The organism is Geobacter benzoatilyticus (assembly GCF_017338855.1).
Lineage (GTDB): Bacteria > Desulfobacterota > Desulfuromonadia > Geobacterales > Geobacteraceae > Geobacter > Geobacter benzoatilyticus.
The window spans coordinates 2,343,390-2,367,095 of record NZ_CP071382.1 but is presented as its reverse complement, the minus strand read 5'-3'; the positions used below and the strand labels follow the sequence as shown (position 1 = coordinate 2,367,095).

The 23,706-nt window shown below is 57.9% G+C and carries 19 protein-coding genes; 2 read left to right on the top strand and 17 right to left on the bottom strand.

From position 1 onward, the window contains the following. Positions 1-129: 129 nt before the first annotated feature. The 13 genes from cas6e to JZM60_RS10960 form a co-directional block, all read right to left on the bottom strand. Complete coding sequence (gene cas6e / locus JZM60_RS11020; RefSeq protein ID WP_207162514.1) at positions 130-738, bottom strand: type I-E CRISPR-associated protein Cas6/Cse3/CasE; 609 nt, start codon at positions 736-738, stop codon at positions 130-132. Next, complete coding sequence (cas5e, locus tag JZM60_RS11015) at positions 725-1,405, bottom strand: type I-E CRISPR-associated protein Cas5/CasD (RefSeq protein WP_207162513.1); 681 nt, start codon at positions 1,403-1,405, stop codon at positions 725-727. The genes cas6e and cas5e overlap by 14 nt, the downstream gene beginning before the upstream one ends. 2 nt (positions 1,406-1,407) lie before the next feature. After that, entirely contained in the window at positions 1,408-2,502 is a 1,095-nt protein-coding gene (gene cas7e / locus JZM60_RS11010; protein WP_207162512.1) for a type I-E CRISPR-associated protein Cas7/Cse4/CasC, read from the bottom strand. Between the two features lie 27 nt (positions 2,503-2,529). Continuing rightward, a complete protein-coding gene (gene casB, locus JZM60_RS11005) occupies positions 2,530-2,973 on the bottom strand; it encodes a type I-E CRISPR-associated protein Cse2/CasB (protein ID WP_207162511.1) in 444 nt (147 codons plus the stop codon). Then, entirely contained in the window at positions 2,957-4,477 is a 1,521-nt protein-coding gene (casA, locus tag JZM60_RS11000; protein ID WP_207162510.1) for a type I-E CRISPR-associated protein Cse1/CasA, read from the bottom strand. Before casA ends, casB begins: the two co-directional genes overlap by 17 nt. Further along, a complete protein-coding gene (gene cas3 / locus JZM60_RS10995) occupies positions 4,474-7,122 on the bottom strand; it encodes a CRISPR-associated helicase/endonuclease Cas3 (protein WP_207162509.1) in 2,649 nt (882 codons plus the stop codon). Before cas3 ends, casA begins: the two co-directional genes overlap by 4 nt. A gap of 349 nt (positions 7,123-7,471) precedes the next feature. Further along, the gene (locus JZM60_RS10990; RefSeq protein ID WP_207162508.1) at positions 7,472-7,999 is read right to left on the bottom strand and encodes a 3'-5' exonuclease; all 528 of its coding nucleotides are present in this window, start codon (positions 7,997-7,999) and stop codon (positions 7,472-7,474) included. A 161-nt stretch (positions 8,000-8,160) separates the two neighbouring features. Further along, entirely contained in the window at positions 8,161-8,412 is a 252-nt protein-coding gene (locus JZM60_RS10985; RefSeq protein WP_207162507.1) for a hypothetical protein, read from the bottom strand. Between the two features lie 6 nt (positions 8,413-8,418). Then, positions 8,419-11,868, bottom strand: coding sequence for a DEAD/DEAH box helicase (locus tag JZM60_RS10980; RefSeq protein WP_207162506.1), 3,450 nt, complete (start codon positions 11,866-11,868; stop codon positions 8,419-8,421). A gap of 32 nt (positions 11,869-11,900) precedes the next feature. Further along, positions 11,901-13,739: a UbiD family decarboxylase gene (locus JZM60_RS10975; RefSeq protein WP_207162505.1), complete on the bottom strand. Its 1,839-nt coding sequence runs from the start codon at positions 13,737-13,739 to the stop codon at positions 11,901-11,903. Between the two features lie 151 nt (positions 13,740-13,890). Further along, entirely contained in the window at positions 13,891-15,066 is a 1,176-nt protein-coding gene (gene nifS, locus JZM60_RS10970) for a cysteine desulfurase NifS (protein WP_207162504.1), read from the bottom strand. Then, complete coding sequence (gene nifU / locus JZM60_RS10965) at positions 15,063-15,923, bottom strand: Fe-S cluster assembly protein NifU (protein ID WP_207162503.1); 861 nt, start codon at positions 15,921-15,923, stop codon at positions 15,063-15,065. The genes nifS and nifU overlap by 4 nt, the downstream gene beginning before the upstream one ends. A 164-nt stretch (positions 15,924-16,087) precedes the next feature. Continuing rightward, positions 16,088-17,506 (bottom strand): phosphoglucomutase/phosphomannomutase family protein, encoded by a 1,419-nt coding sequence (locus JZM60_RS10960; RefSeq protein WP_207162502.1) that lies wholly within the window; start codon positions 17,504-17,506, stop codon positions 16,088-16,090. A gap of 290 nt (positions 17,507-17,796) precedes the next feature. On the opposite strand from JZM60_RS10960, the gene JZM60_RS10955 reads away from it, so the two are divergent. Beyond that, positions 17,797-18,090 (top strand): PxxKW family cysteine-rich protein, encoded by a 294-nt coding sequence (locus JZM60_RS10955; protein ID WP_207162501.1) that lies wholly within the window; start codon positions 17,797-17,799, stop codon positions 18,088-18,090. A gap of 62 nt (positions 18,091-18,152) precedes the next feature. Then, positions 18,153-18,611, top strand: coding sequence for an NUDIX domain-containing protein (locus JZM60_RS10950; RefSeq protein WP_207162500.1), 459 nt, complete (start codon positions 18,153-18,155; stop codon positions 18,609-18,611). Here the strand turns inward: JZM60_RS10950 and JZM60_RS10945 are convergent. The 4 genes from JZM60_RS10945 to accC all read right to left on the bottom strand — a co-directional run bounded on the left by JZM60_RS10945 (position 18,608) and on the right by accC (position 23,681). Then, on the bottom strand, positions 18,608-20,965 hold the full coding sequence (locus JZM60_RS10945; protein ID WP_241426227.1) for a putative bifunctional diguanylate cyclase/phosphodiesterase: 2,358 nt from the start codon (positions 20,963-20,965) through the stop codon (positions 18,608-18,610). The two genes, JZM60_RS10950 and JZM60_RS10945, sit on opposite strands and share 4 nt — an antisense overlap. 42 nt (positions 20,966-21,007) lie before the next feature. Then, the gene (locus JZM60_RS10940) at positions 21,008-21,844 is read right to left on the bottom strand and encodes a menaquinone biosynthetic enzyme MqnA/MqnD family protein (protein ID WP_207162498.1); all 837 of its coding nucleotides are present in this window, start codon (positions 21,842-21,844) and stop codon (positions 21,008-21,010) included. 94 nt (positions 21,845-21,938) lie between these two features. Continuing rightward, complete coding sequence (gene gcvH, locus JZM60_RS10935; protein ID WP_207162497.1) at positions 21,939-22,337, bottom strand: glycine cleavage system protein GcvH; 399 nt, start codon at positions 22,335-22,337, stop codon at positions 21,939-21,941. 3 nt (positions 22,338-22,340) lie between these two features. Beyond that, positions 22,341-23,681 (bottom strand): acetyl-CoA carboxylase biotin carboxylase subunit, encoded by a 1,341-nt coding sequence (gene accC, locus JZM60_RS10930; protein ID WP_207162496.1) that lies wholly within the window; start codon positions 23,679-23,681, stop codon positions 22,341-22,343. Between the last annotated feature and the right edge of the window lie 25 nt (positions 23,682-23,706).

Sequence of the window (23,706 nt, the reverse complement as noted above, 5' to 3'; positions counted from 1 at the left end):
CCCCTCAATCCCCCTTTCATAAAGGGGGACTTTAAGGCAGGTTTTCCAGGTCTTGCTTGAAAAATGCAGAAATCCTAAATTATGTTCTCTCCTTATGCCCCCCTTTGAGAAAGGGGGGTCAGGGGGGATTTATGTCCTAGCCAGAGATAGCAATCCGCAGCCGAAGGCCTTGGCGGGGCCGATGCCGGTATTGATCAAGGATATCAACTCGACGGAGTCCGTCACTGACAACACACCATGAAAGCTAACCGCCTGTACCTTACCGACCCGCTTTTCCCTGGTCTTACGAAAATTCATAGCCGGACGTTTTTCTACCTCGACCTCCTCAATGACGGCCACGCCCTCAAGTTTCCGTTTCAGCCATGCACGCAGATCTTCCTCATGAATCAGCGGAACGCGGCACTTCTTTATTTTATTGGCACTATTTAGTCTCGCGCCTTCGTCGTTGATCGTCTTTACCGGGTTGGCGACTAGCATGAAGCGCAGCCTCTGATCTTGCTGGAGGCTGAGAATGTACGGCTTACTCCCCATCAACCGTACTTCGCGAGTTACAGCAGTAGCCGGTTCGCGTCGTGACAGCATCAACACTTCCACGCTCTGTTGACCGGACCGCTCAACACGAAAGAGGAAATCACGCTCGGCATCGGCATCTTCGGGAAAGAGCTTCCATAACACCCGATGAATCTCATAGGGATTGCGACAGGCTGTTCCGTTGATCAAGACTTTACTCAGATACATCGCCCCCTCCGTAGATATGGACGTTACGGCTGGCAAACTGACGCGGATGGCGCACCAACGGCACGTCACGAAGCCGGATGGTTCGTGTTTCGCCCGGCTCCTCACTGTAGATCACCCCTCCATCCGAAGGAATCATGTGCAAAGCGTCACAGGCATTCGCTGCAGAAAAGCTCGCCTCGAACAGCGGACGAGACAATGGACAACTGCGCCTACCAAGATAGGGGGTGAAGTGGGGCGACTTTACGGCCTGTTCCAGTTCAACCAGCGATATCATCGCAACGTCGGTATTCCAGGCTACCACGGTGTAGACAGCATCGAACAGGTATTCGCGCCAGGTTTGGATGGTCTCATGGCTTTTCAGACCGGAATAATCCTCCCGCGCATCCCGCACCGTGTGGTAATCGGTTGCCTTGATGATCGGCAGGGAAGTTTTCCGACCGTCGTGCCTAATTCGGAAGCGTTCTTCCTTACGAACGGCAAAGGCAACGCTGTCGGCCAGTTGTTGCAGGCGACCGGCCTCGTTTCGCCTAATGCCCAGGCAGGCTCCGAGTAGGCCGAGGAGGGCGCTACGTGTGGGGAAGTTGCCGGACGGTCGCTTTCCCTCGAAAGTATGCTCCCCCCATGACTGCATGGGTCCTTGCAGCTTGAGGATCAGATAATCACGCATGGTTACCCCTCTCCGTTGTTCATCACCCAAGTTTTGAGTTCTTCAATAGTACTCTGCCGGGTGATCCCTTCAGGGACGCTACTCTGACCGAGGATGAACTCGCCGCACCGCTCGGAAAGGCCGTAACCTGTATGAATTTGCTGCCAGTAGTTATGCAGTTCAGCAATGGAAGGCTCTTTGAAGCCGCTGCCATTGACGCTGCGGACAGGTTTTTCGAATGCATTTGCGAGCGATACCGGGATATCGGAAAAGGAAACCAAGGCAAGGTCGGCCAGGTTGTGAGCTGCAAAGCTCTGCTGTTTGGCTGAAGGGACAACCGTTGTCAACATGTGAAGCAGATGAGCGCCGATCTCCAGTGCCTTCTCGCGCGGGGCATTGCCCAGGTTTTCCTGCAACTGCCCCACGTTGAGACTGGCATAGCGATAAAAGACACCGCTGGAAAATTCCTGTGTATCGAGGTGGCCGGAGCCCAGTTCCTGCAAATCGTCCACGGCAGTGAACCAGTCGATATCAGCATCAACGCTGTGGGTAGTCAGCACATGGGCCAAGGCCAGAGCACCATCGACCTTGCCGATTTCACTCATAAGACCTGACGTCGCCATGCGGCCGGAAAGGGCAATATCAACACCGGATGCCAGAGCCTGCCGCATGGCAGCCGTTTCATTCTTCAACAGCTTGCCCAGAGCTTTTTCGTCCTGTCCTTGCACCAGCGCCCTCTTGACCTGTTCGCAGAACCATGCCACCTCTTCGATTGCCCACGGCGCCACGGCATCGCCTTCTGTCGCAACTCCGACACTCGATTCCTTGCCGGCCAGCAGTGCAACGGTCTTCTTCACCAGTTCGGCATCGTAACGTCCGGCAAGACGATCATTTATGATCGCGATCAGTTCGTCCAACTTCTTGGTGCGCACACTTGCTTCGCCAAGGTGCTGACGATAGTAATCACTCTTCCGGATGGCCCGCTTGAGGCTTTGACTGGAAACACGCACCCGTCGCTCACCACCGAAAATGGCCGATTTCTGCATATTCATGTCGTCGCGGTTAAGGCAGGAGGGACTGTGGGAAATCAGGATGTGAAAGTTGATGAAGTTCTTCATGTAACTATCTCCTATAGCTGTTTGAAATCAGTTCGAGTGATTGAGGAAGTAATCTTCGAGCAGGTCGCGCTTGCTCCGGTCATTCCAGTACCAGAGTTGTCGCGCCGCCAGATCCCAGTTCACGGTCGGTTCGGCCATACGCAAAATCCGGCGGAACTGGATCATGTCGTTGGGCTCGCTGCTGCGCACAACTTGAAAAAGACGTTTTTCGCCAACTCCCCTCCCCTTGGCCAACGCCCTGCCAAGACTAATATTCTCACCGCTGTGCTTGATGCACGGCAGACAGAAGATCAGTCTCTGGTAGGCTCCCTTTTCCCACTCCGTGGTTCCCCGACCGCTGAAAAGCCGATAAAAAGCCGGTACTTCCAGCAGATCATCCGGGCGTTCGACTCGGCGCAACTCGGCTCTAGGGCCCGGAGCCAGCCGCTCCCATGCCTGATAGAGGCCCATGAAATCATGCGTTCGTTCCATCGTCCCTCCTTTCATCCCGTTGTGGTTTGAGTGCATTTAAATGCTTGTACAGTGTCTTACGCGCCACGGCTGTGGTACGAATTAATTCCGGATCGTTGCGGTAGGGTGCGACCGATTCATTAAAAAGCCCAACGACAATACCATGAAGCTCATCCCCCATTGCCAACAATGCCGGAGCTGCTTGTTCAAAGTCGATGCGTGCCAAGGTATCGAGAACCGTATCTTCACTACGGCGGTAGAATTGCTCCTTAGCCAATTCATGAACCTTAACACCGGCTCCCTTGATCTCTTTGAAGCCCGAGGAAAATACAAAAAGCGCCTTATTCAGTGCATCGCGATACCCGACCGCCTGTCCGACCAGCGCATGCACCACCTCTGTATGCCCGCTCCAGCCGTCATTGAGAAAAATCAGTTCGTGGCGCCGTTCAAGAATCGATGCCTGATTGTTGCGGTAGCCGCCGACTGTCAAGCGTAACTTATTAAGTAGTCCCTGCGCCTGCCGCACCACCGCGGCCGGTTCCTGCCCTTCCTCTTTACTGTTGGTCGTTTGCCGCTGCACGACAAACCGGCTCAACTGGGTCCAAGCCGGGGCTGCGGTGGTAAAGGAGACAAATTTTTCTTCCCGCTCTCCCTTCTTCACCGAACTGATACGGGGGCCGTGGGGGTGAGGCCAGAGTCCGTCGATGGTGTAGTTGAACTTTGCCTTATTGAACCCCGTATAAACCTGCTTCTCGACAAAACCGCAACAGATGCAGGTTTGCTCTCCTTGCGGCAGCATCAGTTCAAGGTGTCCCGGCTGCCAGAAGAGCCCACGCAGCATGCCGATGGTCTGCGATGGAATCGTCTCACCCGCCTTGATCGGTGCAACCCAGGTCGGTTGCTGACAGCGTGTTGCATGATGCCACGGAACAATCTGCGTCAGACGCTCCTCACTCAAGACATTGAGCCAGACGGTTTGCCTCAAATGTTCACCTTGCACCAAAGTTGTCACCGGCGCTCCACCGCGCAGACTCCCCTTGAATCCGCCACCGAAACTCGGTGCGTTGGATGACTGGTTGAACAGGGCGATGGCCGCGCAGCCACCGCACAAACAGGCGCCCAGCCCCGGTTCGTTCACAAAGCAACTGTTTGTCGCTCCCGTCAGTCCCGCCAGCAACTTATCCATTGGGGTCGGGTCCTTGGCGCTGACGTTGCGCACCTGCATGAACGGAAAGTCGGGATGGTCGAGCCGGAACCACTCACTATAAGGGTTGCTGCCGCTCTCGAACTCATCCACCAACAGCGGAGCGACGATCCGCTGTTTCAACGCGGCAGTATTCTGCGGCGGAAAGAATACCTGCGTCATGCAGATCAGCAATTGCAGGGCCGCCAGTTCCATGTCGTCGCGCGGCAGACACAGCTCCCAGCGACCGTCCTCACACAACAGTTGCCGCAACGTGAGCTTGCATACCGCTCCGGCCGCTAATGGCCGCACAGGTATCCATGCATCGGTCAACAGATTCATTTCACCCTCTCCAGTCCGGTATCGCGATGATACCTGAAAGTAACCTTGTCTCCTTCACGCACATAGCACCCCTCTCCTTTTTCCGTCATGGTGAGCCAGTATCGTCTTTCGTCGTCAATTTCGCACAACGCTTTCAGCCAACCACTCCAACGCGCAGGGATATTGATGCTGTTGAGAGACAACTCTTCAGCCCTGCGGAATTCATCCAGATCGCCAAGCAATCCACCATCGAGGAAGCGCCGCCCGTTCGGCGAATCGATGACCGGGATCACCGTCAGCCCCATTTCATCGTCACGGGTAACGGCGGTGACATTTTCATCTGAATCCGAAAATGGAGTCACTTCAAACGCCCTCCTAACCATGTCCATTGCCTTGTAACGTTTGACCTCCAACTCCACTTCAAACTTCTCATGGCCCGTAACAACTGATTCTGGCTCGTTCCCCCACGGATCTCCGGAATAGACACTCTCGATCCATTCCCGATAGGCAGCCGGGAACGTAACCTGACCGGCGGATGCGGAAGTCAACAATTGCTCGGTGCGCCAGAGCACGCGGGTATCTGCGTAGATTTTCCCGGTGTAGCCGTAATTGCATTCGCACGGGAGAAGGACGGTGCAGACTGGTTTATCGTACCCAGCAGGTCGCGATGCACGTAAATGACGATGCAGTCTCCCCATGCGCTGAAAGAGGAGGTCGACCGGGCACAACGGGGTGACCAACCAATCGAAATCCAGATCGAGAGATTGCTCGACAACTTGAGTGGCAACCAGAATGCGTCCCCGTTCGCGTTTGCCGCTGGGGCCGAAACAGTCGATGACCTCGTTTTCTCTGATTTGCCGGTCCTTGAAGCGGTAACGCGCATGAAAGAGGCCGACAGGAGCGGATGTCATCTCTCTCAGGGCAGCGGCGATTCTCTGGGCATCGTTGACCATATTGCAGATCACTGCAACCTGCGCACCGCTCTCTGCAGCCCTGACAATGCGAGCGAGCAAGGTCTGGTCTGGTTCCATTCCTTCAAGTCGCAGGGCTTCAATTTCAACCGTGACCGGTTTTGGCATTTCATGGCGAGTCAACGAAATAGACGGGAAATCCACATTTCCGATCCAAGTCAACAACGGATAGGCTGCCGATGGGTTGCATTCGGTGCGTTTGTCACCCCAGGCCTCTGTGAGTTGTTGTTTCAGCGTTGCGGGCAGAGTAGCCGATAGCAGGATGACCGAGCCGCCGCACTGGCGCTGCTGACGCAAGACTTCTTCAAGCAGGCCGTACATGTAGGCGTCGTAGGCATGCACCTCATCCACAATCAGCACGCTTCGTCCCACCCCAAGTCCACGCACGAAGCGATGTTTGACCGGCAATACGGAAATCAGGACCTGATCGATGGTGCAGACTCCGATCTGTCCGAAAAAGACCCGCTTGCGACTCTCCGCCAGCCATTCCCCACATTGTGTCCAGCCGTCCGGGTCGACAGCGTCGCTATGCCCTCTGCGCTTGAGGTCCGTGAAAGTCCGGTTGAACCGGGCATTGCCATGGGCCAGCAAGATGTTCGGACTATCGGCAAACAAATGTTCGGCCAGCGACTCCAGACGGCCCAGCATGGCGTTAGCAGTGGCTTGCGTGGGGAGCGCGAAGATGATCGAGTCGGCTTGCCCGGCAGCCAGCAACCGCCAGGCATGGGCAAGGGCTGCTTCGGTCTTGCCCGATCCGGTCGGGGCTTCAATGATGGTCAATCCGTCTTGAAGCGGCAACTGCTCGACCTTTGTTTGCAGCGGACGAGGCGTTACGGCTGCAGGGAGAAGGTCGGAAATGCCGCCGTAGCTCTTGGCTGTGCCGTTAAGCCCGGAGAAAGCAAGTATGGCAGGAGCATCCTGTGAGATTTTTTGTATGAAATAGTCCGAGATTGACAGAGGTGACTGATGGAAGGAGAAATTGGTGTCGTCGCAGCGGGAAGCCAGCCAGTCTGACACGGAACAGAATCCTGCCAGTAGCGGCGATGGAGGAGGCGGGGCATCATCGAGGGAAAGACCGGCCGGTCTCAGAAAAAGTTGCTCCAATGCTTTTAGCCACTCTTTCCGGGCTGTTTGATCGTTCTCGGCGAATCTGCCATCAACCGAAACCGGAAGAGACGCATCACTTGCAAATTCCGCCTGCTTCACATGTCCATGATGACCGGTCACCGCTTCGACCCACGTTTTCCAGTTCGACCAGTGGAGCGGTTCATCTTCGATAAAAAGTGAATCAGCAGTGGTTTCACATCCATTGAAGGCAAAAAAATCTTTCTTGAACCAGAAGAGGCCACTCTCGCCGTGCCGGTATTGGTTGACGTCATATTGCGGAGGCAGGCTTGCCCCCTGACCAGCCAACGGATGCAGCTTCTCCCACGCCTCCCTGACCTTCAGTTGGAAGCGCATATCGAATTTGCCGTAATCGTGCAAGGCGACAAAGAAGAGCAGCCAAGCGCGGATCTGCAGTGCAGAACAGCTCGCGTTACAGGAGAAGCTGCGCCGGATAGTCGGGCTCGCATCCCACCAGACGGCAGCCACAGCCGTGACGTCGAGGCAATGGTAAGGCAAGAGATGGTAGCAGCCACAACTCTTTTCCGCCTTTCCCCAATACCGAAAATATCCTGAGACTATGTCTTTCATCTCCCCCCCAGCATCACCAAACCGACTAAACACCAGCCTTCATCTGCACAGAAGAACACCCTGTTTGAGAAAGTCAGCCGAAAAAATCAAGTTCAACCCCAAATCCCCCTCAATCCCCCTTTCATAAAGGGGGACTTTTCTGCGCACAGCCTTCGCAACCTTTCCGCGTAACAGGCGTCAACCGGCTTAGTTAATAACACGTAATTATGTCAAAATAAGTCACAACTATAATTTCTGATATTCCGAGCGAATCAATGTATCCACACAAACTTTCCAGCGGACGGCATTCTCGGCAAATCCTCCCCTCCCCCCATTTGTTTAAGTGGGCAGTGTTTGTTGGGTAAAAATTTTATGATCTCCGCCCCAACTCCCCCCACACCAGCGCCGTAAGCCGCGCATCGTCAAGCGCCCGGTGGCACCTGACGGCGGCGGGCAAAGCTCCGAACAGGTGCCGATAAACCGTCTCCAGGCGGTGGTCGGGCAACTCCGGAAGCCTGCGCCGGGCCAGCTCCAGGGTGCAAGCGGATTGGTTGGCGAGCACCAATCCCAGGCGTCCAAATTCATGCCGCAGAAATGCCAGGTCGAACCGCACGTTATGGGCAACGAGCAGAGCGTCACCGATGAAGTCCCTTAACGCAGGATAAACCGCATCTGGGAGTGGCTGACCGATGAGCATGTCGTTGGTGATGCCGTGGATTCTCGATACGTGCCGCGGAATATTCTTCTCAACCCGAATCAGGCTGCTAAACTCGGAGACGATCCCGTCACCTTCCAGAGCCACGGCACCTACCTCTATAACCCGGTCGCCATAGCCGGGCGAAAGACCGGTGGTTTCCACGTCAACCACGATACATCGATGAGCACCGAATATCTTCATGTTGTCATCCCACGGAACCATTTGTTACTTCACACCTTGCGCAAACACAAAAAAGCCGCCCCATCGGAACCATCCGACGCAGGCGGCTTTTTTACAAATAAGAATCGCAAAAACAGGGAGTCATCCACTCCTCCGGGAAAAACATCAGATCATATCATGAGTTAAAATTCATACCCCCATGACCTACCACTGTCAAGGAGAACCCCCATGACTATGAAGCTCATATCCAAGAAAAAGCCATGAAGCGGCGCAAGGATACAACTATTCCCGATCATCCCCTCCATCTCTTTCTCCCTATCGAAACCATCCGCACCGCCCCCTGAAACAGTGCCCTCGCTGATACCTCCTTCTGCATGGAGCCGGCACTTTCCAGCGGGCCAGCTTGGAAGTAGCCTCTGGTTTTTCGCCTGCATCCCCCCCTACCCCAGCAAATACTCGAAATCCTCCCGGCTGATCCCGGTTCCTTCGCCGGTGGTGCTCTCTTCGAGCAGGGCATGGTAGAGCTTGAGCTTGCGCTTTTTCAGTTCCATCATCTTTTCTTCGATGGTGTGGCGCATGATGAGGCGGGTGATGGTGACCTGGCGGGTCTGGCCGATGCGGTGGGCCCTGTCGGATGCTTGATTTTCCACGGCGGGATTCCACCAGGGATCGAGGTGGAAGACGTAGGTGGCGCGGGTGAGGTTGAGCCCCTTGCCGCCGGCCTTGAGGGAGAGGAGAAATACGGAGGGTTCGGCACCCTTCTGGAAGGCGGTGACGAGTTTTTTTCGCTCGGGGACGGGGGTGGAGCCGTCGAGGCGCTGGTGGCGAAGCCCACGGCGCACAAGCTCGGCTTCGACTATGTCGAGGAAGGATGTGAACTGGGAGAAGACAAGGACGCTGTGCCCTTCGTCGAAGAGCTCTTCCAGCTGCTCCAGGAGGAACTCCACCTTGGGGGACGGCTCTTTCGAGCCGGGAATGAGAAGTGACGGGGAGAGGCAGAGCTGGCGCAGCCGCAGGATGGCGGTGAGGGCGATGATCCGCGCCTGGCCGGGGGATTTGCTGCGCCAGGCGTCGGCCACGGTTTCACGCACCTCTTCCACAGTGCGGGTGTAGAGGGCCTTTTGCCGGGGGCTCAACTCCAGGTGGACGTCGGTTTCGATTTTGGGTGGAAGCTCTGCGGCGATCATCTGCTTGGAGCGGCGAAGGACAAAGGGCCTCGTGCGCCGGATGAGGGTTTCGAGGAACGGTGATGAGTCGCCGTAAGCATGGCGGCGAAATTCCTCGTAGTGCCCCAGGAGCCCGGGCACTGCCAGGTCCATGACTGAAAAGTATTCTCCCAGATGGTTCTCCACCGGGGTGCCGGTGAGGCAGAGGGTGAAGGCGCCCCGGAGCCTGCGGCAGGCGCCGGTGGTGTCGGCATGGATGTTTTTCACGGCCTGGGCCTCATCGAAGACTATGCAGTGGAACGGGATGTCGGCGAGGATATCGATGTCGCGGGGGATTATGCCGTAGCTGGTGAGGACGATGTCGACTCCGGTGAAGTCGGCGCTGCGGCCGGTGCCCCGGTAGGTGAGGACGGTGAATTCCGGGTAGAAACGTGCCAGCTCGCTTTCCCAGTTGAAGAGGAGACTCGGCGGCACGACAATGAGATGGGGACACGGTCCGGATACCCGGGAAGGGACCGTTCCCTCGTGGAGGGCCGCCAGCAGGCTGATTGCCTGGACGGTCTTGCCGAGCCCCATGTCGTCGGCAAGGCAGGCCCCGAAGCGATGGGCATAGAGAAAGGCCAGCCAGTGAAAGGCATCTTCCTGGTAGGGGCGAAGGGTGGCCTGGAGTCTTTCGGGAAACGGGGATGGCGGTATCTGCTCAAAGGTGGCCAGGCTGGCGAAAAGCCGTTCATCCTCGGGAGAAAGGCGTATTGCGACACCGTGGCGCCGCAGCACGAGCCAGTCGAGAATCTGAAGCCGGGGAATGCGGACAATCTCTGACTTTATGCGCTTTTTCGCTCCTCCCTCGGGATAGAGCATGGCCAGGATGCGGGAAGATTCCTCGTTGATGAGGAGGAATGAGTCGCCCCGCCGGAAGATGCCGCCGCTGGCCAGGGCCTCGGCGACCTCCTGCTCGGAGAGCTCGTCAACGCCATAACGGATTTCGGGGCGGAGTTCAAACCAATCCAGGCTTGAGCGGGTAGCGTCGAGGGTGACGTCGAGACTGACCGCCTCAACGGGACGGTCCTGGATGGCAAGGGAAAAACCGGCAGCGGAAAGCGAACGATGGAGCTCGGGAAGATGCCTGAAGAGGGCATCGCGGGGGACGAGCATGGCACCGGCAATGTCCGATGACCCGAAAATCTCGGCCCCGAACAGCCGATAAGGAATCTCCAGGAGTCTCGCCTCGACCCGCGGATCGGTCATGGCAATGGCCCAGGAACCGCCGGCAGCCAGCAGGGTCGCTTCGCGGCCGGCGCAGGCGGCGGCAAAGGCACCGATGATCCGCTTGGCCTCCCCCTTGACGCTGCGCTTCAGGAAATCATCGCCGGCAAGGGAGGTGCGGATGGTGCGGTCCAGTTCGACCCTGGTGCTGCATTCAAGGGTGGCGAAGCAGGCGGCGATAACCGTGCTGCTCCGCTTCTTGGTCCTCAGGGGAACCGAGGCCGAAGCCCTCCCCCGGGCGGTGAAGTAGCGGAATGCGGCGGCGGAAAGAGGTATTGTCGAATCCCCGTGGAGCCCTTCGGCCAGCACAAGGGCGGTGCCGGTTTCCATCCCGGTCACCCGAAGGCGGTAACGATAGGCAACCGGCTCTGGTTCGGTAACGCCGCGTGCAGAGAAGAAGCGGATTGCCGGCAGGATGTCCTGCTGCTTATCCCCGGTGACGGTCAAACCTATGGCGTTAAAGGCCTCAATGGGGAGACAGATGGTGCGGCTATTCCGTTCCACGGGAATGCCGGTATCAAGACTCCATTCCGCCACGTCGTAGTTGAGATTGTTCCAGGCTTCCCACCCGTCGAAGGAATCGATGATTTCTATGGTCCCGGCTGGGATGTTGAAATAGTACCGGTACGAGGCGAAACAGGCGTCGGGAATGGGCTGCCCGTTTTCCAGCGCCTTGCGGGCGATAACCCTGTCGCCGTCATTCTCCAGCAGAGTCATGGTTCCGCGGACGCGGCTCCGGTCGAACCGCAGGGGGATTTCACCCCCCTCCTGCCGCAGGGCAATGGGAGCATCTACACCGAAGGCATCCCGGTAGCGTTCGATGATGAAGCCGCTCTCCCGGGGATTGAGGATCGTCCAGAGGAAATCCCGAACCGGGCGGGAAAGGTTCTGATCGTGGATGGATACCGGTTTTTCCCCGATCCAGATCCGCGTCTGGATGCCGTTGGCGCCCCGCTCCACCACAAGGCGCGGCAAGAGGGGGGCTGACGGTTGCGGGGTCTCGGCACCCGAGAGCCAGCCGGTCACCTCGGCCAGGTAATCGCTGTCGAGCCGAAGGCTGGCAATGGCCTGATGCACCAGGGCCTTTTTCAGGACCGCCAGGGCGGCCACAACGTGGGGGCAGTGACCGGTGGGTCGCCAGACGGGACAGCCGCAGGAAATGGTGAGAAAGCCGCCGCTGGCCTCTAGGCGCACTTCGTGGATGCGGCCTCCCTCCACCACCTCGGCAAAGAGCGTGGAACGGTCGGGACTCCAGTCGATCCCCCTCACCCGTTTTTCCATGGCCAGGGCCAGCCCCCGCAGGGCCGTGAGCTTGGTCCCCAGGGTATAGATCATCCCCGCGGGCAACTCGCGCAGGGCGGCCAGAACCTTCTCCTCCCCTCCCCCGGCTGCGGGTGACGGCGGCGCTGCCCTTGCCGCACTCTTTTTAACGGGAACCCACTTCTTACTGCCTCTCACTACCTCACTCCCTCACTATTTCGCCATCTCACTCAAATAATCCCATGCAGCGGCCCGCCCGGCGCGCCAAGCGCATCGACCCGGCGCTCTATCTCCGGCACATCCTCCAGGGGTGGGGCATGGTGTGGCTTCACCCTGGCATCGATGACGAGGGCGCCGTCGCACCCCCAATGCTTGCAACGCACCGACGCGCCGATGCCGCCAATGTCGGCGGCAGGATTGGAGCGGGTAAAGGTGACCCAGAGGAAGTTGTTGAGGGTACGGGCGGTGAAGGGGCTGTCATCCACGATTGCCACCAGGGGAAAGCGATTGATGGGATCATCTGGGGCAAAAGAGGCGCAAAAACGCTCCAGGTCCGGGGCGCCGTGGTCGCCATAGCCGGGAAAAGCCGGGCCGGTGACGGCCAGGACGCCGGGGAGGCAGACCTGAGGGGAGGTAAAGCCATCCGGCAGCCGCAGCCCAGCAGGCACCTCCGTGGGGAGTTGGCGCCGCTTCGGCCCGGCGGCCGCCACAATCACCTTGGACCCTTCGTTGAGGCCGCTCCCCGAGTAATCGAGGGTGTCGATGGTGGTGCGGGTGTGGAAGTGGAGATCGCGCCGCCAGTCGGCCCGCTCCAGAATAAAGGCGAGGAACTCGGCGATGTTATGGATGTCCGGCGGATTGTCCTCATGGGGAGCGATGAAGAGGTACTTGGCCAGCGACAGCTGGCCGTTGCCCAGGATGGCGCTGGCGATGGTGAGGAGCTCCCGCGGCACCCGCTCGGCCTCGTAGGGGACGTAGCGCTCGCTCCCCACGGCAAGGAGCAGCGGATGGACCCCCGCGGCGTCCACCGCATGGACCCCCTTCACGCCGGGAAGCACCTCGGGGATGAGGGCGCCGGTCAGTTCGTGGATAAAGGCGCCGAAGGTGGTGTCCTCCTGGGGTGGGCGCCCCACGGAGGTGAAGGGCCAGATGGCGCCGTCGCGGTGCCAGACGTTCTCCACCCGGAGCACCGGGAAGTGGTGGGCCAGGCTGTAGTACCCCAGGTGATCGCCGAAGGGGCCTTCGGGGAGGGTCTTCGACGGGTCGATGGTGCCGGTGATGACGAAGTCGGCCTCGGCAGGCATGGGAAGCTCGCCCTTTCGGCAGACCATCGGCAGGCGATGCCCGCCGAGGAGCCCGGCGAAGGAAAGCTCGGGGAGCCCTTCGGGAAGCGGCATCACGGCGGCAACAGTCATGGAGGGTGCCCCCCCCACAAAAATATTCACCCGCAGGGGCTCCCCCCGCTCGATGGCCTCGGCGTGGTGAACGCCAATCCCCCGGTGGATCTGGTAGTGGACGCCAACTTCTTCGTTGAGCCGGTAGTCGTTGCCGGCCAGCTGCACCCGGTACATCCCCAGGTTTGAGAAACGGAAGCCGGGACGGCCTGGCTGCTCGGAGTAGACCTGGGGCAGCGTCACGAAGGAGCCGCCATCCATGGGCCACGATTTCAGCTGGGGCAGCTCGGAAATGGTCGTGCGGTAGTCGAGGATCGGCCCCCGTGAAACCCTGCGGGGGAGGAGCCTCAGGGCGGACAGGGGTGCACCTGCGTATTCTTTTGGATTTTTCAGGAAAGCGGTGGGGTTTATTTTCAGGTCAACGAGGCGGCGGATGTCGTCGAGGGTATCGCGAAAGATGAACCCGGTTCGCGCCATGGTGCCGAAGAGGTTGCCGAGCATGGGAAAACGGCACCCCTTTACCCGGGTAAAGAGGAGCGCCGGCCCTCCGGCTTGATAGACACGCCGCTGGATGGCACCGATCTCCAGGTTCGGGTCGGTCTCAACGGCAATTCGAATCAGGTCGCCGCGCGCTTCAAGGTCAGAGACACAGTCCTTCAGGTTGCGATAGCCCATGGTGATAAATTTCTCCTTTGCTCGACTCGTCGGAACAACCGTACGACTTTAAAGCTACACCGCCTTCAAGTCAATGAACAAGAAGAGGGGGACCCATAACCATGGCGTCCCCCTTCTTCTTGTGCATCAGTACCGATTGCAGAAATTAGATTCAGCTGTTAAGAAACTCCCGTCCGAAGGGGGACATTTCCCGAAGCCGCTGGATGATGGGCGGCAGCTCCCGGATGACGGTATCGACCTCCTCCTCGGTATTGAAGCGGGAGAGGGACAAGCGTACGGAGCCGTGGGCACAGGTAAACGGCACCCCCATGGCCCGCAGCACATGGGACGGCTCCAGGGAGCCTGAGGTACAGGCGCTCCCCGAAGAGGCGCAGATTCCCTTTTCCGAAAGCAGCATCAGGATTGCTTCCCCTTCCACGAATTCAAAGGCGATGGAGAGGGTGTTGGGAAGGCGCTCCGCCTCGCCGCCATTGATCCTTGCCCGGGGAATCAGCTCCAGAAGCTTTGACTGTAGCCGGTCGCGCATGGCCTTAACGCGGGTGTTCTCGTCCTCCATCCACTGGCCGGCCAGTTCGCACGCCTTGCCCAGGGCAATGATGGCGGCGGTATTTTCGGTGCCGGCGCGGCGGTTGTGCTCCTGGTGCCCCCCGACCATGAAGGGGCGGAACGGCACCCCCTTGCGGACGTAGAGAACCCCGATCCCCTTGGGGGCATGGAGTTTGTGCCCCGAAATGGAAAGCATGTCCACCGTCGAAGAGGCCATGTTGATGGGGATTTTCCCCACCGCCTGTACGGCGTCGGTGTGGAAGAATGCTCCCTTCCCCTTCTCCTTGACGATTTTTCCGATCTCATCGATGGGGAAAACCACGCCGGTTTCGTTATTGGCCCACATGACCGATACGATGGCGGTATCTTCGTCCACGGCCGAGCGCAGTTCGTTCATATCCAGCCGCCCCTCGCCGTCCACGTTCAGTTCGGTGATCCGGTATCCCCGTTTGGAGAGGTTGCGGCAGAGGGTCAGCACCGCCGGATGCTCGACGCGGGTGGTGATGATGTGGCGGCGCTCCGGGTAGACCTCTATGGCCGAGCGGATAGCGGCGTTGTCACTCTCGGTGCCGCAGGCGGTGAACACGATCTCTTCAGTGGAGGCGCCCAGGAGGGAAGCCACGCGATGCCTCGCCTCGTCCACCTTCTTCTGGACCTGGCCGCCGAAAAAATGCATGGAGCTGGGGTTGCCGTAGAGCTCGCAGAAATAGGGGCGCATCTCCTCAAAGACAGCCTCATCCACCTTGGTGGTGGCGTTGTTGTCCATGTAGATCTCTTTCATCCCTCCACCTCCGTGACGGTGATGTCATCGGCGACCAGTTCCCGCAGCTTGGCTTCCACGAACTTGGCCGTGTTTCCCGAGGCGGAACAGCCTGCACAGGCCTTGCGGAAGGCAATCTGCACGTCGCCGCCGGCGATGTCCACCAGCTCCAGGTCGCCGCCATCGGCCCAGAGGAGAGGCCGGATTTCCTTTTCCAGAGTCTCCTGGATGAGCTGCATCTTGCGGAGGTTGGTGAGTTTTTCCGGTCTCTTCCGCTCTTCCACCTGATGGGTGCCGAGCACCTCGTCGATCAGTTCCTTGATTCTGGGGAGGCAGCCGCCACAGGCGCCGCCGGCCTTGGTGAAGTGGGTCACCTGGTCGGTGGTAGTGAGCTTGTTGGCTTCGATGACCTTTTTCAGGAAGGTATCGGTGAGGCCGAAACATTTGCAGACAATCTCCCCCGGCTCCACTTCCTCGTGGCCATGGTCGTGATGGGTCGGCACCGGACCGCCGCGGTACTTGGCGATGGCCACCTCAAGGGCCTCCTGCCCCATGACCGAGCAGTGCATCTTTTCCTCGGGGAGCCCGCCGAGAAAATCGGCAATTTCCTGGTTGGTGGTGGCCAGGGCCTCGTCGAGGGTCTTTCCCTTGATGATTTCTGTCAGGGCCGAAGAGGATGCGATGGCGCTGGCACAGCCGAAGGTCTGGAACTTGGCGTCGGCGATCCGCTCCTTGGCATCGTCGAGTTTGATATAGAGCTTGAGGGCGTCGCCGCAGGCAAGGCTTCCCACCTCTCCCACCGCGTCCGCATCAGGTATATCGCCCACGTTTCTGGGGTTCAGGAAGTGTTCCCGAACCTTTTCAGTATAATCCCACATGGAAAATCCTCCTTGGTATAACGTTCATTACTGGCTAATACTATAGCAAAATTGTCAGGTATTCAAGACTCCATTCTTCTGCATGTCGAAAAAACGAATGGCGCAGTGCCGACAAGTCTGCCGGCACAGCGCCATTGCTGAAAAATTTCTTCAATCTTTTCAAATCACCCCAGGATGAAGGCCTTCCCCGCCGCCATGACCGCCGCCAGCTTCGCTTCGCCGGACGCCTCGCCGTAGAGCCTGACCACCGGCTCGGTACCTGATTTGCGGAACAGCAGCCAACTGCCATCCTCCAGGATGAACTTGCTCCCGTCCACCGTGACATGCTCTTTTACCTTCAGTCCGGCAAACTCTGCCGGAGCCTGCTGCTGCTTTGCAGCATACCCGGTCTCCAGGGACGGTGAAAGGGTTATATTCTCCCGTTTCGTCACAAATTTGCCCACCTCGCCGTAGAGCCGCTCCAGCAGCGCCTTGACCGGCATGCCCTCCCGGGCCACCATCTCGGCCACGAGGAAACAGGCAAGGATGCCGTCCTTCTCGGGGACGTGCCCCTTGATGGAAAGCCCGGCGCTCTCTTCGCCGCCGATGATGATGCGGTCCTGGCTTATCAGTTCGCCCACGTACTTGAAGCCGACCGGCGTCTCGATTACCTCGATGCCGTGCTTTTTCGCCACCGCATCCACCAGGTGCGAGGTGGCAACGCTGCGGGCCACGGCGCCGGTCATCTTCCGGAACCTCACCAGGTAGTCGAGGAGAAGCGCAATGATGTAGTTGGGCTCGATGAAGGTTCCATCTCCATCCACAATGCCGAACCGGTCGGCGTCGCCATCGGTGGCGATGCCCAGTTTAATCTCGGAATCATTTTTCACGAGCCCGATGAAATCCTGGATGTATTTCTCGGAAGGCTCGGGGGGAAACCCGCCGAAATAGGGATCACGGTTCATGTTGAAAGTTCTGACGTTAGCCCCGTGCTTCATCAACGGCACTTCCAGATACCCCCGGCCGGTGCCGTAGAGCGGATTTACCGCGATGGCGCCGAGGGAAGCAATGGCGGCAAAATCGATCTTCGTCTCCAGATCGGCAAGATACTGCTCCCTGGGATCAATCTCCTCCACCAGGCCGGCTCGCACCGCCTCATCCAACGCCATCTCGCGGTAGCAGACCTCGCCCAGCATCTCGTTGGCACGCCGTTCGATATCTTTTGTCGTTTCTGGGAGGGCAGGCCCGGCCCAGGAGGGGGAAAATTTTATTCCGTTGTATTCCGGAGGATTATGGCTGGCAGTAAAGTTGATGGCGCCGGCAGTCCCGCGCCGCATTATTTCGAAAGCAATAACGGGTGTCGGAGTATCGCGCTTGCAAAAATAGGCCTTGATGCCGGAACCGGCAAGAACCCTGGCGGTTTCCTTGGCAAACCTCTCACCCATGAAGCGGGTATCGTAGGCGACGATGATCCCCTTTCCCCGCTCTCCTATGGACGCCACATGATCGGCAATGGCCTGGGTTACGATTTTTACGTTCTCGAAGGTAAAATCCTCGCAGAGAATACCGCGCCAACCCGACGTGCCGAAAACAATCTGATGCATGATGCCTCCCGTGGGGTAATTGCACGCCACAATGCCATGGCCTGTCTTGAAATGATTAAAGCCTAATACATCCCCTTTGGCGAGTCAACCCTGCGTTGCCTCATTCATAACACCTCGGAGCCGGAAGGAATGCGGGATGAGGCTCCGCAAACCATCTCCTCCGGAGGGGTAAAAATCGGGGGAAATAACCATTAGGAAACCGGGATTTTACAGTTGACTTTTTTCTTTTGAAATTGCTAGATTGGATAGTAGACGGTTAACGGAAACAAAATGATTCAGGAGGATTCAGAATGCAGTGTCAAACAGTTCTTCCCGGTACCGAGTGTACCTTCTGGGGAAAGCAGGGTTGCATCTTCACCGGCGGTTCCTGTCAGGTTGTCGTTGAAAACTGTGAAGGATGCGAGCGCATTGTAGACGGCAGCATCGGCAAAGTGTGCAGCGCCTACCCGGCTCCCACCAAGAAGTGGTCTGCCGGTATCTGTAATTTTGCCACCCACGTAAAAGTGGAAATTACCAGCGAAGAACTTAGGGTGAACCCGCTCAAGGCCTCCAAGAAGGCTTCCGGTGGCGGCAAGAAGAAGTAATTTCACCGATTCAAGCAAAAAGGGGAGGACACGGTTCCTCCCCTTTTCTTTTTGAGGCCCCCATGTCCTTGCACCATCTCCAATGTCCCCGCTGCGGCGAACAAATCAAGTGCTACCGAAACCCTGTCCCCACCGTAGACATCATTATCGAAACTTCAGAGGGGATCGTACTGATCGAGCGGAAAAACGAGCCGAAAGGACTGGCTCTTCCCGGCGGATTCGTGGACTACGGCGAAACCCTCGAAGCAGCCGCAGTGCGCGAGGCACTGGAAGAGACCTCCCTCCACGTCACCAACCTGCGCCTTCTCGGCTGTTACTCCGACCCTGCCCGCGACCCCCGTCAGCATAACATCTCCACCGTTTTCGCGGCTGAAGCTTCCGGGACGCCTGCGGCCGCCGATGATGCCGCCAGCCTGGCCGTATTTCCTCTCAACGCTCTCCCGTCAACCCTCTGCTTCGACCACCGGAAGATCCTCGACGACTACCTCCGCTTCCGGGAACTCTCCTCAAGCCGCAGCTAGCCCGCCTCAACCATGCCGCCATACTCCCGCATGAACCCGGCAACCTTGTCCGCCGGCATCGGGGTACTGAACAGATATCCCTGCACCTCATCGCAATTGTTGTCGGAGAGGAATGACAGCTGCCCCTCGGTCTCAACCCCTTCAGCGATAACTTTCAGGTTAAGGCTGTTCCCCATGGCGATGATGGCGGTCGTTATGGCGGCATCTGCCGAGTTTATCTCCACATCGCGCACGAATGACTTGTCGATCTTGAGCGTATTGACCGAAAACCTCTTCAGGTGCGCCAGGGAAGAATAGCCGGTGCCGAAATCGTCGATGGAGATATGCACGCCTAGGTCCCGCAACTGGTTGAGCACCGAGACGGCAAAGTCCGGGTTCTGCATGATGACGCTCTCGGTAATTTCCAGTTCCAGCAAATCGGCGGAAAGTCCGGTCTCTCCCAGAATCCCACGAATCGTCTCCAGGAGATTTTTCTGCTGGAACTGATAGCCCGACAGGTTCACCGCAACGCGCATTTGGGGCAGCCCCTGCCGGAGCCACTGCCGGTTCTGCATACAGGCGGCCCGGAGCACCCACTCGCCGATGGGGATGATGAGCCCCGTCTCTTCAGCCAACGGGATAAACTCCCCGGGAGACACCAGGCCGAGTAGGGGGTGTTCCCATCGGATCAGCGCCTCCATGGCGGTAATCTTCTTGGTAACGATATCGACCTTCGGCTGGTAGTAGACCCGGAACTCCCGATTGTCGAGGGCCTTGCGCAGGCTCGTCTCCAGCAGAAGGCGCTTGTCGGCGTTTTCGTCCATGCGGGGAGAGTAAAACTGCACGTTGTTCCGCCCCTCTCCCTTGGCATAGTACATGGCGATATCGGCCTTTTTCACCAGATGGTCCAGGCTCTCGCCATCGGTGGGATAGAGGGAAACTCCGATGCTCGTGGTGACAAAAAGCTCATAGGTATCGATAAGGAAAGGGGCTGCCAGGGTTTTCAGAATCTTTTGCCCCATTTTCTTCACATCTTCCGGATTATCGACATTGACGAGGATTATGGTGAATTCGTCGCCGCCTATGCGTGCCACGGTGTCAACTTCACGCACGCAACCAACTATCCGGTGGGCAACCTGCTGCAAAAGACGGTCGCCAATGGGGTGCCCGAGGGTGTCATTGATAATCTTGAAGCGGTCGAGATCCAGGAAAAGTATCGCCACCTGATGCTGGTAGCGGTTCGCCAGGGCCTTGGCCTGCTGGAGCCGGTCCATGAAAAGGATGCGGTTCGGCAAGCCCGTAAGGGTATCGTGATGGGCAAGGCGGTAAAGTTGCTCCTCGGCATGTTTCCGATCGGTAATATCACGGCAGATGCTCCAGATTACGGGAGAATCGCCGGAAGAGTCGGAACAGGTGAGGTTCCCCTCAACAATAACCAATCGGCCGTCCTTTGCCGTAAAGACAGCCTCCAGGGGCCCCAGGGCATCGCCTGAAAAAACGCGCTTGAATTCAGAACAACATTGTTCCCGGCTCGATGGATGAATGATATCGAAGAAAGAAACGGCGGCAGCCTCTTCGGCGGAATAGCCGAGCGTGCGCTGCCACGCCTCGTTCACGTAGAGGACCCGTCCGTCGGGAGAAATGCTGAGAATCAAATCATTGGCGGTATCGAGGAATGTGGAGAGGCGTTCTTCGCCGTCCCTGACGGCAACGGTCTCCCGGCGGATAACGGTCATGAGATATGATGCTATTGCGACCATGGCGGCATTGAGCAGCGACACCCATAACCAGGTCAGCACCAGGTAGAGCGGGTCATGGTGGAGCTTCTGCTCGACAAAGGGCATCCTGACATTGGGCACGAGACCGAAATATTCCAGAGACAGGATTTCGCCGTAGAGCGCTCCGCCACAGAGCCCCACAAACCACACATCGCGTCTTTCTTCGATAAGGAAAGCCGCCTCGATGGTAACGATCAGGTAAACGGGCCAGAACCAGCTCGCCGCCCCACCGCTCGTATGAATCAGGACCGTAACGAGAACCAGATCGAGGATAATCTGCAGGAAATTGAGGAAGCGGAAACAGCAGGCAATACGTTCAATACCGAATTGCAGCAGGAGGTTATAACTGACAACCGCAGAAAGTGCGGCAAAAAGGAGAACCTGCTGGGACGGTGACAAAAAAAAGCCAAATCGGCTGAAATAAAAGAAACTTCCGGCTAAAAGGCAGTAGAGCCCCACAAACAGAAGGAGAATCCAGCGCGTTCTGACGACGATGAGGGTGCGGGATTTAACCTCTTCCAGCTCTTGATTTTCGGGAGCTTTAAGGCCTTCCGCCACACTTCTGAGACGACGCGTTGCGGCGTCGAACCAGTCCAATTTAGATGAGGGATCCTGCGGCATGGCTTAAGGGCATGCAAATCACACGCCACGCCCCCCTTGATACAACCTGACCTCCGGAACGGCCGGAAGCACGCCAAGTGCTGCCGCATGGGAATAGAACAGTTTCAACCCCTCCAGATGGGCCGCGGTCAGATCGTATGATATGATCTTCCAGTAATCCACGAGGGCGTCGGGATCTATCCACGCCCTCTCCGGCACCATGGAAGCTATGGTGGGATATGAATCATAGGCAAGCTTCTTTGCCCGGACAAAGTCGGAGGCCAGCCGTGCAACCTCCGCGGGCTTGGCAGCGACGGTATCCCGGCGTACAAACCAGAGCGCAAAGACAAAGGGAAGCCCCGTCGCGCGATACCACAACTCCCCCAGGTCATAGACGTGGAAATCACCCCTGCCGAGAGCCCCCCGGAGCGCCTGGTCGCCGATAAGAAGCACTGCGGGATAGGAGTTGAGAGCCTCCGCAAGCGGGAGCCCGGTACGCTCGAAACGATTGGTGTACCCCTGGAAAGTGGCGAGGATAATCCGAAGGAGATTAACCGAGGTGTCGGACTCAGTAGTCATACCGATAACGGCGCCGTCAAGGCGTTCCAGGGGCACCGTTGAGAACAGCAGGACACTTTTAACCGGCCCGATGGAACTGATGCAAAGCTCCGGCAGGATGAGGTAGCGGTCGGGATATTTACCGTATTCTATGGACGATGACGGGCAGACATCAATCTCGCCTTCGGCAAGCTTGCGGTTGAGGCAAGAAGGCACTCCCCTGACAAAATGGTAGCCGCTGCAATCCATGCTGTTCTGCAGAGCCGTGAATATGGGGGTGCAATTCAGATAGTCGATGTGCCCTATGGTAAGAGACATGATGTAATACCTCCTGCGTCCTTGAGTGAACCGCCAAAAAACAAAGGCGAGAAATATAATCTCGCCTTCGCCTGCTTCAGCCCCAGCATGGAGCCTATTCTTCCTCGTTTTCGTCCTCGCCGACCGACTCGATATAGTCCTCGGCTGACAAGAGGGATTTAAGTTCTTCCGGATCATCCATCTCGACCACGGCGATCCATCCCCCGTCATAGGGGTCATCGTTCAGCATTTCCGGAGCCGCTTCCAGTTCTTCATTCACCTCAAGCACCGTGCCGCTGACGGGGGCATAAAGCTCGGACGGACCCTTGCGCCCTTCGAGGGCGCCGAAGGAATCGTCCTGCTCCAGCTCATCGCCGACGGCTGGAAGCTCGACGGTGAAAATGGTGCCCAGGACATCCTGCACATAGTCGGTAATCCCGATTACCGCCCGGGCGCCCTCTACCCTAACCCACAAGTGTTCTTTGCTGTATTTCAGTTCCTCAGGGAAGTCCATACCCTACTCCAGTACGATACGCTCAAGGAAGGCGGTATCCACAAGTCCTTCCATGAAGTCCTTATTGGCCATGATTCGCTTATGGAACGGAATCGTCGTCTTGATTCCCTCGATTATGTACTCGTCCAAAGCCCTTGCCATGCGGCGGATGGCATCCTCGCGGGTATCGGCGTGGACGATGAGCTTGGAAATGAGGGAATCGTAGTGGGGAACCACCGAATACTGGGAGTAGACGAAGGAATCGACCCGCACGCCCAACCCGCCGGGGGTATGGTAACCGGTAATCTTCCCCGGGCACGGCGTGAACTTCACCGGATCCTCGGCATTGATGCGGCACTCGATTGCATGGCCATGGATCTTGATGTCGCTCTGCTTGTAGCGAAGCTTGTGCCCGGCAGCCGAACGGATCTGTTCCCGAACGATGTCGATGCCGGTAATCATCTCGGTGACGGGGTGCTCTACCTGCACCCTGGTATTCATTTCCATGAAGTAGAAATTCATGTTCTTGTCCAGCAGAAACTCGACGGTGCCGACACTGTCATACCCCACGGCCTTGGCGGCCCGAACCGCGGCATCTCCCATGGCCTTGCGGAGAGCCGGGGTCATGACGGGGCACGGCGCCTCTTCGATGATCTTCTGGTGCCGGCGCTGGATGGAACAGTCGCGCTCGCCCAGGTGGACCACATTGCCATGCTTGTCGGCCATGATCTGAATCTCCACATGGCGCGGCTCTTCGCAGTACTTCTCGATGTAGACCTCGGGATTGCCGAAGCCTGCCTGGGCCTCGGCCCGTGCGGTGGCGAAAGCATTGGGAAGGGTTGCGGGAGAATGGACGATCTTCATCCCCCGTCCGCCGCCGCCCGCCGTTGCCTTGATGATGACCGGGAAACCGATCCCCTTGGCGATCTTGATCGCCTCGTTAACATCGTTCACACCCTCCTTGGTGCCGGGGAGGATCGGAACATCCTCTTTGATGACGGCCTGGCGGGCGCTGATCTTGTCACCCATGATCCGCATGCTTTCGGATGAAGGGCCGATGAAGGTGATGCCGCAATTCTCGCAGATCTCGGCAAATGCGGCATTTTCCGACAGGAAGCCGTAGCCGGGATGAATTGCTTCGGCATCGGTCAACTCTGCGGCACTGATGATGGCATTGATATTGAGATAGCTCTGGAGACTGGGCGCCGGGCCGATGCAGACACTTTCATCAGCCAGCTTGACATGAAGGGAATCCTTGTCGGCAGTGGAATAGACGGCCACCGTCTTGATACCCAGCTCCTTGCAGGCTCGAATGACCCGAAGGGCGATCTCGCCCCGGTTTGCGATCAGAACTTTATGGAACATGTACGAAATCTCCGCTCATGGGTTG

What these genes read in the sequence shown, in the direction of transcription:
- cas6e (WP_207162514.1), bottom strand. Translation starts at nt 738, where the DNA reads ATGTATCTGAGTAAAGTCTTGATCAACGGAACAGCCTGTCGCAATCCC.
- cas5e (WP_207162513.1), bottom strand. Translation starts at nt 1,405, where the DNA reads ATGCGTGATTATCTGATCCTCAAGCTGCAAGGACCCATGCAGTCATGG.
- cas7e (WP_207162512.1), bottom strand. Translation starts at nt 2,502, where the DNA reads ATGAAGAACTTCATCAACTTTCACATCCTGATTTCCCACAGTCCCTCC.
- casB (WP_207162511.1), bottom strand. Translation starts at nt 2,973, where the DNA reads ATGGAACGAACGCATGATTTCATGGGCCTCTATCAGGCATGGGAGCGG.
- casA (WP_207162510.1), bottom strand. Translation starts at nt 4,477, where the DNA reads ATGAATCTGTTGACCGATGCATGGATACCTGTGCGGCCATTAGCGGCC.
- cas3 (WP_207162509.1), bottom strand. Translation starts at nt 7,122, where the DNA reads ATGAAAGACATAGTCTCAGGATATTTTCGGTATTGGGGAAAGGCGGAA.
- JZM60_RS10990 (WP_207162508.1), bottom strand. Translation starts at nt 7,999, where the DNA reads ATGAAGATATTCGGTGCTCATCGATGTATCGTGGTTGACGTGGAAACC.
- JZM60_RS10985 (WP_207162507.1), bottom strand. Translation starts at nt 8,412, where the DNA reads ATGCAGGCGAAAAACCAGAGGCTACTTCCAAGCTGGCCCGCTGGAAAG.
- JZM60_RS10975 (WP_207162505.1), bottom strand. Translation starts at nt 13,739, where the DNA reads ATGGGCTATCGCAACCTGAAGGACTGTGTCTCTGACCTTGAAGCGCGC.
- nifS (WP_207162504.1), bottom strand. Translation starts at nt 15,066, where the DNA reads ATGAAAGAGATCTACATGGACAACAACGCCACCACCAAGGTGGATGAG.
- nifU (WP_207162503.1), bottom strand. Translation starts at nt 15,923, where the DNA reads ATGTGGGATTATACTGAAAAGGTTCGGGAACACTTCCTGAACCCCAGA.
- JZM60_RS10960 (WP_207162502.1), bottom strand. Translation starts at nt 17,506, where the DNA reads ATGCATCAGATTGTTTTCGGCACGTCGGGTTGGCGCGGTATTCTCTGC.
- JZM60_RS10955 (WP_207162501.1), top strand. Translation starts at nt 17,797, where the DNA reads ATGCAGTGTCAAACAGTTCTTCCCGGTACCGAGTGTACCTTCTGGGGA.
- JZM60_RS10950 (WP_207162500.1), top strand. Translation starts at nt 18,153, where the DNA reads ATGTCCTTGCACCATCTCCAATGTCCCCGCTGCGGCGAACAAATCAAG.
- JZM60_RS10940 (WP_207162498.1), bottom strand. Translation starts at nt 21,844, where the DNA reads ATGTCTCTTACCATAGGGCACATCGACTATCTGAATTGCACCCCCATA.
- gcvH (WP_207162497.1), bottom strand. Translation starts at nt 22,337, where the DNA reads ATGGACTTCCCTGAGGAACTGAAATACAGCAAAGAACACTTGTGGGTT.
- accC (WP_207162496.1), bottom strand. Translation starts at nt 23,681, where the DNA reads ATGTTCCATAAAGTTCTGATCGCAAACCGGGGCGAGATCGCCCTTCGG.